At 61.1% G+C, this 2,077-nt stretch carries 2 protein-coding genes and 1 pseudogene; all 3 read left to right on the forward strand.

The annotated features are described in order from the left end of the window. Positions 1-110 (forward strand): annotated as a pseudogene (locus PMI34_RS28845) (dolichol-phosphate mannosyltransferase); the annotation flags it as partial. Further along, the gene (locus tag PMI34_RS05135; protein ID WP_008052904.1) at positions 107-385 is read left to right on the forward strand and encodes a lipid-A-disaccharide synthase N-terminal domain-containing protein; all 279 of its coding nucleotides are present in this window, start codon (positions 107-109) and stop codon (positions 383-385) included. The pseudogene PMI34_RS28845 and the gene PMI34_RS05135, both read left to right, overlap by 4 nt. A gap of 3 nt (positions 386-388) precedes the next feature. Next, on the forward strand, positions 389-1,939 hold the full coding sequence (locus PMI34_RS05130) for an ArnT family glycosyltransferase (RefSeq protein ID WP_008052905.1): 1,551 nt from the start codon (positions 389-391) through the stop codon (positions 1,937-1,939). Positions 1,940-2,077 lie beyond the last annotated feature (138 nt).

Below are 2,077 nucleotides of genomic sequence, written 5' to 3' on the forward strand. Positions count from 1 at the left end.
AATACGGCAACCTCGACCGCGCACTGGTCGGCATTCTTGACCTGATCGGTGTCTGGTGGCTGATCAAACGCACGCGCCTGAACACCCAGGCCCAGGAGCTCGAAGGATGATTCTGACTCGTGAAACCCTGTGGTTGCTGGTCGGCTTTGCCGGGCAGGTTGCCTTTACCGGGCGGTTTGTCTTGCAGTGGCTGTACAGCGAGTACAAAAAACGCAGCGTGATCCCGACCAACTTCTGGTACCTGAGCATCGTCGGCAGCACCTTGTTGCTCGCCTATGCCATTTACCGCCAGGACCCGGTGTTCATCGTCGGGCAGGCCTTTGGCTCCCTCGTCTATTTTCGCAACCTGCAATTGATCGCCAAAAGCAGAAGCGTAAAGGAATAAGCAATGCGTAGATCGTTGTCGCCCAGGGTCGAGTGCCTGGGCCTGATGCTGCTTGCCCTGTTGCTGATCGGCGCGGGAATGGGCCTGCGTCAGGCGCAGAATGTGGACGAAGAGCGTTTTCTCGGCGTCGCGCTGGAGATGCTGCAGAACGGTTCCTGGCTGATCCCGCACCGGGCCGCCGAGATCTACGGCGACAAGCCGCCGATTTTCATGTGGACGGTGGCGTTCTTCACCTGGCTGACCGGCAAGCCCAACATCGCCCTTTATATCCCGGGACTGTTTTCGGCAGTGACGGTCACGGCGATGGTCCATGACCTGGGCCGTCGACTGTGGACCCAGCGTACCGGGCGCAACGCCGCGCTCTTGTACCTGGCGACGTACCAGACCTACAGCATTTTGCGCACCGGTCAGATCGACAGTTTGTTGATTCTGTTCACCTCCCTGGGCCTGTACGGCCTGGCGCGACACCTGCTGCTGGGACCTGCGTGGCGCTGGTTCTACGCTGGCTGTGCGGCCATGGGCATTGGCGTGATCACCAAAGGCGTGGGTTTTCTGCCGGCGTTGTTGCTGATTCCTTATGCCTATGCAGTACGCAAAGGCTGGCCCGGCGTGGTGGCGATGCCCGGCGAGGCGCGCAAGTGGTTGCTCGGGTTTGCACTGATGCTCGCGGCGATTGCGATCTGGCTGCTGCCCCTGGCCTTGTCCATCATCTTCAAAGGCAGCGCCGACGAAGTGGCCTATGCGCGGGAGATCCTCCTGCACCAGACCGCCGGCCGCTATGCCGCCGCGTGGCATCACCGCGAACCGTTCTGGTACTTCTTTACCAACGTGATTCCGCAGTACTGGCTGCCGTTGGTGCTGGTACTGCCATGGCTGGTGCCGGCCTGGCGCCGGCAGTTGCAAAAGCGCGATGGCCGGGTCCTGGTCTTGCTCGGTTGGGTGGTGCTGGTGGTGCTGTTTTTTTGCATCAGCACGGGCAAGCGCAAGTTGTACATTTACCCGGCGCTGCCCGGGCTGGTGCTGGTCGCCGCGCCGTTGATCCCGTGGCTGCTCAAGCGCTGGTTCAAAAAGCACCCGCGTTTGCGTCGGGTGTTCCCGGCACTGGCGGCGACCTGGTTCGCGTTGTGGTTCGCCCGTGGTTTCATCGAACCGCTCAAGGACGGCACCAACGTTGATCAGGTGCTCATGACCCAGGCCGCGACCATGACCCAGGGCGCCGATCTGGTGCTGGTCAACTGGGAGGAGGGGCATTGGTTGTTTGCCCGGCAGCCGATCGTGCATTTCGGCATGGACAATTCGACCATCGAAAAGGCCGCGCTCTATCTGCGCGAACACCCCAAGACCTACGCTTTGGTGCCCGATGACGTACTGAACCAGTGCTTCAAACCCGAAGCGGCCCGTGAACTGGGAGAAAACGCCCGGGCGAACTGGTTGATCGTGGGCGCGGATGCCGACAACGGCAAATGCCTGCCGCCAGAAGCCGGCAAAGCCTATCGGTTCAGCTGGAACGACCCGCACATGCCAATGGTGCCGGCGCAGGCAGCCAATCCCTGAGGACAAAAAAGGGGCCGCTTGAACTAATAGGCGAACCCCAGACGCTACGCCTTCCTTGTAGCAGCTGCCGAAGGCTGCGTCCGGCTGCGCAGCAGTCGTAAAATCAGAGTTCGCGGTACGTCAGAGAGATCGTGCAAG

It is taken from the genome of Pseudomonas sp. GM74 (genome assembly GCF_000282455.1).
In the GTDB taxonomy this organism is placed as follows: Bacteria; Pseudomonadota; Gammaproteobacteria; order Pseudomonadales; family Pseudomonadaceae; genus Aquipseudomonas.